Origin of the sequence: Streptomyces shenzhenensis, assembly GCF_003688995.1 — a bacterium.
In the GTDB taxonomy this organism is placed as follows: Bacteria; Actinomycetota; Actinomycetes; order Streptomycetales; family Streptomycetaceae; genus Streptomyces; species Streptomyces shenzhenensis_A.
Window position 1 is genome coordinate 21,019 of the sequence record NZ_PENI01000061.1, and the last position, 6,135, is coordinate 27,153.

General features: G+C 69.1%; 7 protein-coding genes. 4 read left to right on the plus strand and 3 right to left on the minus strand.

Annotation, left to right across the window (positions count from 1 at the left end; all coding sequences use genetic code 11):
- Window positions 1-8: 8 nt before the first annotated feature.
- From CTZ28_RS45355 to CTZ28_RS45365, 3 genes are all read right to left on the minus strand, one after another.
- Entirely contained in the window at window positions 9-404 is a 396-nt protein-coding gene (locus CTZ28_RS45355; RefSeq protein WP_121895767.1) for a TOBE domain-containing protein, read from the minus strand.
- A gap of 73 nt (window positions 405-477) precedes the next feature.
- Window positions 478-996 carry a hypothetical protein gene (locus CTZ28_RS45360; RefSeq protein WP_121895759.1) on the minus strand — a complete coding sequence of 173 codons (519 nt, stop codon included), beginning with the start codon at window positions 994-996 and terminating at the stop codon, window positions 478-480.
- Between the two features lie 103 nt (window positions 997-1,099).
- Window positions 1,100-3,055, minus strand: a complete 1,956-nt coding sequence (locus CTZ28_RS45365; protein ID WP_121895761.1) for an APC family permease — start codon at window positions 3,053-3,055, stop codon at window positions 1,100-1,102.
- 373 nt (window positions 3,056-3,428) lie between these two features.
- Between CTZ28_RS45365 and CTZ28_RS46745 the strand changes: the two genes are divergently transcribed.
- The 4 genes from CTZ28_RS46745 to CTZ28_RS45380 all read left to right on the plus strand — a co-directional run.
- Window positions 3,429-3,653, plus strand: coding sequence for a hypothetical protein (locus CTZ28_RS46745; protein WP_147481298.1), 225 nt, complete (start codon window positions 3,429-3,431; stop codon window positions 3,651-3,653).
- Window positions 3,650-3,739, plus strand: a complete 90-nt coding sequence (kdpF, locus tag CTZ28_RS45370) for a K(+)-transporting ATPase subunit F (RefSeq protein ID WP_009326374.1) — start codon at window positions 3,650-3,652, stop codon at window positions 3,737-3,739. Before CTZ28_RS46745 ends, kdpF begins: the two co-directional genes overlap by 4 nt.
- Window positions 3,740-3,747: 8 nt before the next feature.
- Window positions 3,748-5,409, plus strand: a complete 1,662-nt coding sequence (kdpA, locus tag CTZ28_RS45375) for a potassium-transporting ATPase subunit KdpA (RefSeq protein ID WP_121895763.1) — start codon at window positions 3,748-3,750, stop codon at window positions 5,407-5,409.
- 32 nt (window positions 5,410-5,441) lie between these two features.
- On the plus strand, window positions 5,442-6,135 hold a 694-nt coding region (locus CTZ28_RS45380; RefSeq protein ID WP_472926681.1), incomplete at its 3' end, for a P-type ATPase actuator domain-containing protein.

A 6,135-nucleotide genomic window follows, 5' to 3' on the forward strand; every position in this document is an offset into this window, starting at 1 on the left:
GCCACCCGTCAGACGCGGTCGATGTGCACGTTCGTCGACTTCACCCGGGCGGTGGCCTCCATGCCGACCTCCAGGCCCAGTTCCTCGACGGCCTCCCGGGTCAGCAGCGAGACCAGCCGGTGCGGGCCCGCCTGGATCTCGACCTGGGCCGCGACATCGCCGAGCTTGATCGCGGTGACGATCCCCGGGAAGGCGTTGCGCACCGAGGTGTACGACGCGTCCTCGTCGCTCGCGCCCGTCCTGGCCAGTTCGACCGAGAACGCCGCCAGGTCCCTGCCGTCGATGAGCCGCCGCCCGGCCTCGTCGCGGTGGGTCGCCATCCGGCCGGCGTCGGCCCAGCGGCGTGCGGTGTCGGGGCTCACGCCGAGCAGCCGCGCCGCCTGGCCGATCGTGTAGGACTGCATGCCGGTCACGATAAGGCCACGGGACGGGAACGGCACAGTTGGGGCGGGCGGCGGCGGGTTCGCCTGGCCGGGGTCAGGACATCCCGGATTCCTTGAGCACGGCCCTGGCCTCCTCGTCGTCGATCGCCCGCTCCAGCCTGCGCAGCACGTCCACGCCCTGGCGCAGGGTGCCGGTCTGCAGCGAGTGGCGCAGTCCCGTGTCGACCTCGTGCCACAGGAACGGATTGGCGGCGAGCACCCGGGGGTCGAGTTCGAGGCGCCGGCCGTCGATGTCCCGGAACACCAGATGTGAGGAGACGCCGTCGTACTGGCGGACGCCCACCATCGCGTCCGTGCGGACCATCCGGCGGCACAGCGGCCCGCGCACCGAGAGCCAGCCCCGGCCCGCGGCGACGCGCGGCGGCGTCAGGAGCAGCCCGATGGCGGCGGCGAGCATGAGCCACAGCACCACGCGCGCCGGGGTGAGGCTGCCCGCCTCCCAGTCGGTCAGCGTCGCCAGGGCGCCGAAGACGAGCGCGTAGATCACCGCCAGCCGGGCGTTGCCGTGCCAGTGGCGGTCGCCGGCCGGGGCGGGTGCGGGCCCACGCTCCATATCAGCCAGGTTAGGCCGCGCCCAGGGCCGCAACACCCCTTGCTGACGGGGCTCTGACGCCGTCCCGGCCCATCTTGACGCGTTGCTGACGTGGGCGTTCCCGTCAGCCCGTATGGACCCGCGGGCGCCGGCGCCGGTCCGGCTCCGCCTCGCGCAGCACCTCGCGGGTGACGGGCGCGACCTCGCCCTGGCCGAACAGGAAGAAGCGCAGGAAGTTGGCGAAGGGGTTGCCCTCGGTCCACTCGAAGTAGATGTGCGGGGTGCACCCGGTGCTGTCCCGGACGTGGAGGAGGAGCGCGGCGAGGGCGTTGGGGATGGAGGCGGATTCCAGGGTCATGACGCGGTAGCGGTTGTGCAGGACCTCCCCGTGCACCGTCAGACCCGCCTCGAACTCGGACGGGTCGGTGACCGTCACCTCGACGAAGACGAAGTCCTCCGGCTCGGGCAGGTCGTTGTCCTGGCGGATCTGCTCGATCTTGTCGCGGTACTCCGCCTTGTCGCGCCGGTCGGGCTCATTGGCGATGAAGCGTATCTTCCGGCTCGCCATGTCCCTGACGAAACGGTCCGCCATGCCGTCCAGCGTCACACTCGTCACGCGCAGTTCGAAGGCCCGGGCCAACCGGGACAGCAGCGACACCAGGATGATGCCGGCGATGAAGCAGGCGCCGATCTTCACGCCGTCGGGACGCTCGATGACGTTGACGACGGTCGTGTAGAGGAACACCGTCGCGATGACCCCGAACGCGACCGCCCAACGGCGCTGCCCGGCCTTGCGCGAGGCGATGGTCACCGCGATCGCCGCGGAACTGATCAGCACCAGCACACCGGTGGCGTAGGCGCCGCCCTGCGCGTCGACGTCGGCATTGAAGATCCAGGTCACCAGGAAGGCGATCAGGGTGAAGACGATGACCATCGGACGCACCGCGCGCGCCCAGTGCGGTGCCATGCCGTAGCGGGGCAGATAGCGCGGCATCAGATTGAGCAGACCCGCCATCGCGGAGGCGCCCGCGAACCACAGGATCGCGATGGTCGAGATGTCGTAGACCGTGCCGAAGGTGTTGCCCAGGTACTCGTGCGCCAGATACGCCAGCGCGCGGCCGTTGGCCTGGCCGCCGGACTTGAACTCGTGCGCCGGGATGAGCAGCGTCGTGATGAGGCTGGTGGCGATCAGGAAGCAACTCATGATCAGGGCCGCGGTGGTCAGCAGCTTCTTGGTGTCCCTGATCCGGCCGGCGGGGCGCTCCTCGGTGTCGGCGGGGTCGCCCCGGACGTGCGGCATGACGGCGACGCCGGTCTCGAAGCCGGAGAGGCCGAGCGCGAGCTTCGGGAAGACGATCAGGGCAAGCCCGACCATGACGAAGACATTGCCGTGCTCCGTGGTCAGGGCGCTGGTCCAGTCGGTGACGACATGGCCCGCGGTGACGACGTGCCACAGGCCGGTGACCACGACGACGACGTTCAGCGCGAGGTAGACGCCGACCAGCGCGACGGCGACGCCGATCGCTTCCAGGAAGCCCTTGAGGAAGACCGCGCCGAGCAGGGCCACGAGGAGCAGGGTGATCAGCATCTGCCGGCCGTGCAGCAGGCTGTTCAGGTGCGGGTTCTCGATCAGGTGGGTGGAGGCGTCGGCGGCCGACAGGGTGATGGTGATCAGGAAGTCGGTGGCCGCGAAGCCCAGCAGCGTCAGGACGAACAGCTTGCCCTTCCAGAAGGACAGCAGCCGCTCCAGCATCGCGATCGAGCCCTGGCCGTGCGGGCTCTCCTCGGCCACACGCCGGTAGACGGGCAGGGCGCCCGCCAGCGTGACGATCACCAGCACGATCGTGGCCAGGGGGGAGAGCAGACCGGCCGCCAGGGCGGCGATGCCCGGCTGGTAGCCGAGGGTCGAGAAGTAGTCCACCCCGGTCAGGCACATCACCCGCCACCAGCGCTGCTCCCGGTGGGCCGGCTCCGGTTCGGCGTGGGGTGCCGTCGTGCCGCCCTTCCTGCCCATGTCGGACAGGCCCTCCAGCATCCAGGCGCGCAGCCGACCCGGGGACGGGTGCTCGATCGTGGCCATCGGGGGGTGCTCCTGACGTACGGCTCAGCCCTGTTTCCGGCCATCATGCGGACTGCGGATCCAGCGTAGGCAGAGAGTGATGCGCGGGCCTGTGGACCGCAGGGCCGAGGGCGTCAATCTTGCGTTAAGAAGGCCCTGCCGGACGGTGTCCGCTCGCTCGGCGCGCGAGGCCGCCACGGCCGCGTGTTGGGCTGTATGGCGGACAGCCGCCGTCGTGCGTGCGGCGGATCCGGGGTGGCGCTGCCACAGGCTTTTCCTGCCGTCCTTTCCTGGGTGGAGAGGCGGTCGACGGCCGGATCGCGCGGGCCGTGCCGTGAGCCCGCCGCGGGCCGGTGACGGGGGCGTACGGAGGCGTGGTCCGGCCCGGTCCGGCATGATCGGACCGAGTCGTCAAGGTCCCGTCAAGAGGTCCCCGGGTGCCGTACAGGACCCGTCAACGGGAGTCGAATCCGGTCAGAACGGCGATTTTCTCGAACCGTCCTTCTCCCGCTCCGCACCGTTCCAGGAGTTCGCGATGGCCGATGTCGTCTTCGTCGTCACCACGATCGCGGTGTTCGTGCTGGTGGCGCTTGTCGCCAAGGGGGTGACGAAGCTGTGACCGCCGAGAACGTCGTCGGTCTGGTCGTGGCCGTCGCTCTGCTGGGTTATCTCGTCCTCGCCCTGATCTTCCCGGAGAGGTTCTGAGACAGGCCATGGGTCCCGTACCGGCCGGTGTGCTTCAACTGCTCGCCCTGCTGGGCGCGCTGGCACTCGTCCATGTACCGCTCGGTTCCTATATGGCCCGGGTCTACTCCTCCGGCCGGCACCTGCGCGTCGAGAAGTGGATCTACAAGGGGATCGGCGCCAATCCTGACACGGAGATGCGCTGGCTCGCGTATCTGCGGGGGGTGCTGGCCTTCTCCGCGGCCGGTGTCCTGTTCCTGTATCTGTTGCAGCGTCTTCAGGGTGTGCTGCCGGGTTCGCTGGGTTTCTCCTCCGTCGGTCCGGCGCAGTCGTTCAACACGGCGGTGTCGTTCGTGACGAACACGAACTGGCAGTCGTACTACGGCGAGCAGACCATGGGGCATGTCGTGCAGACGACGGGTCTGGCGGTGCAGAACTTCGTCTCCGCCGCCGTGGGCATCGCCGTGGCCGTGGCGTTGGTGCGGGGCTTCGCCCGTGCGCGTACCGGGGAGATCGGCAACTTCTGGGCGGATCTGGTGCGGGGCACGGTGCGGATCCTGGTGCCGATGGCCGCCGTCGCGGCGGTGATCCTGGTGGCCTGCGGTGCGATCCAGAACTTCTCCGGGATCCACGAGGTCGGCCAGTTCATGGGCGGCTCGCAGCAGTGGAACGGTGGTGCGGTCGCGTCCCAGGAGGCGATCAAGGAGCTGGGTACCAATGGCGGCGGCTATTTCAATGCCAACAGTGCCCACCCCTTCGAGAACCCGACGCCGTTCTCCAATCTGTTCGAGATCTTTCTGATCCTGGTGATCCCGTTCGCGTTGACCCGCGCCTTCGGTGTGATGGTCGGCTCGGTGAAGCAGGGGTACGCGATCCTCGCCGCCATGGCCGTGATCTGGGTGGGCTTCGTCGCCCTGATGATGTGGACGGAGTTCGCCCACCGCGGTCCGGCGCTCCAGGCGGCGGGGGCGTCGATGGAGGGCAAGGAGGTCCGGTTCGGGGTCGGTGGTTCGTCGATCTTCGCGGTGTCCACCACCTTGACCTCGACCGGCGCGGTGGACTCCTTCCATTCCTCGTTCACGGGTCTGGGCGGCGGCATCACGATGCTGGGCATGATGCTGGGTGAGATCGCGCCGGGCGGTACGGGGTCGGGTCTCTACGGGATCCTGATCATGGCGGTGATCGCGGTGTTCATCGCGGGTCTGATGGTCGGTCGTACGCCCGAGTATCTGGGCAAGAAGATCGGCTCGCGTCAGATCAAGCTGGCGGCCGTCTACATTCTGATCACCCCGGCGCTGGTGCTGGTGTTCAGCGCGTTCGCGATGGCGTTGCCCACGCCGCGGCACTCGATGCTGAATCCGGGTGCGCACGGGTTCTCCGAGGTGCTGTACGCGTACACGTCGGCGGCGAACAACAACGGTTCGGCGTTCGCGGGGTTGAACGCGAACACGGACTGGTTCAACGCGACGACGGGTCTGGCGATGCTGCTGGGCCGTTTCCTGCCGATGGTGTTCGTGCTGGCGCTGGCCGGTTCGCTGGCGGGGCAGAAACCGGTCCCGGTGACGGCGGGGACGTTGCGCACGGAGAAGCCCCTGTTCGCCGGTCTGCTGGTGGGCGCGATCCTGATCATCACCGGTCTGACGTACTTCCCGGCCCTGGCGCTGGGTCCCCTCGCAGAGGGACTGGCGTGATGACGGGTCGTACACGGAAGCACCAGGTCATGATGTCCGCGGACACTCCGACCAGGGCGCCGCACAGTGATGTGCCCACCGGGCACAAGCCGGCCGAGGGCCGGGTCGGTGCGGGTCTCTTCGATCCCAGGCAGCTCGTCAGGTCGTTGCCGGAGGCGTTCCGCAAGCTCGATCCGCGGGTGATGGTCAGGTCGCCCGTCATGTTCGTGGTGTGGATCGGGTCCCTCCTCACCACCGTCTTCTCCTTCACGGACCCGGGGGACTGGTTCGGCTGGGCGATCAGTGTCTGGCTGTGGCTCACGGTGGTGTTCGCGAATCTGGCGGAGGCGGTCGCGGAGGGCCGGGGCAGGGCGCAGGCGGACACCCTGCGCAGGGCCAGGACCGACACGGTCGCCCGCCGGCTCAGCGCGGGGCGTGAGGAGCGGGTGCCGGGCACCGAGCTGGGGATCGGTGACCTGGTGGTGTGCGAGGCCGGGGATGTGATCCCCGGTGACGGTGATGTCGTGGAGGGTGTGGCGTCGGTGGACGAGTCGGCGATCACGGGTGAGTCGGCGCCGGTGATCCGTGAGTCGGGGGGTGACCGGTCGGCGGTGACGGGCGGGACGAAGGTGCTGTCGGACCGGATCGTGGTGAGGATCACGACGCGGCCGGGTGAGACGTTCATCGACCGGATGATCGCTCTGGTGGAGGGGGCGGCGCGGCAGAAGACGCCGAACGAGGTCGCCC

Excerpts from the sequence above, each read along its gene's own strand:
- kdpA (WP_121895763.1), top strand. The coding sequence starts at position 3,748 with ATGGGTCCCGTACCGGCCGGTGTGCTTCAACTGCTCGCCCTGCTGGGC.
- CTZ28_RS46745 (WP_147481298.1), top strand. The coding sequence starts at position 3,429 with ATGATCGGACCGAGTCGTCAAGGTCCCGTCAAGAGGTCCCCGGGTGCC.
- CTZ28_RS45360 (WP_121895759.1), bottom strand. The coding sequence starts at position 996 with ATGGAGCGTGGGCCCGCACCCGCCCCGGCCGGCGACCGCCACTGGCAC.
- CTZ28_RS45365 (WP_121895761.1), bottom strand. The coding sequence starts at position 3,055 with ATGGCCACGATCGAGCACCCGTCCCCGGGTCGGCTGCGCGCCTGGATG.
- CTZ28_RS45355 (WP_121895767.1), bottom strand. The coding sequence starts at position 404 with ATGCAGTCCTACACGATCGGCCAGGCGGCGCGGCTGCTCGGCGTGAGC.